Source organism: Lactiplantibacillus sp. C232 (assembly GCF_023806725.1).
GTDB lineage: Bacteria > Bacillota > Bacilli > Lactobacillales > Lactobacillaceae > Lactiplantibacillus > Lactiplantibacillus plantarum.
Genome location: NZ_JAMSKZ010000070.1, coordinates 1 through 275 on the forward strand (window position 1 = coordinate 1; position 275 = coordinate 275).

The 275-nt window shown below is 38.2% G+C and carries 1 rRNA gene; it reads right to left on the reverse strand.

From position 1 onward, the window contains the following. Positions 1–185: 185 nt before the first annotated feature. A 16S ribosomal RNA gene (locus MZO41_RS16665) occupies positions 186–275 on the reverse strand; the annotation flags it as partial.

The window sequence follows — 275 nt, forward strand, 5'->3', positions numbered from 1 at the left end:
GCGATTAATGAGTTTAGCGATAATTAAACTTCAATAAAAAACTCAAAAAACGCGGTGTTCTCGGTTTCATTATGAAAAAATATATTTGATATTATCTAGTTTTCAAAGAACAAGTTTTGAGAGTTAAATCTCTCAAAACTAAACAAAGTTTCGACGCGTGTGTAGGTTTCCGTAATATTCCTTAGAAAGGAGGTGATCCAGCCGCAGGTTCTCCTACGGCTACCTTGTTACGACTTCACCCTAATCATCTGTCCCACCTTAGGCGGCTGGTTCCT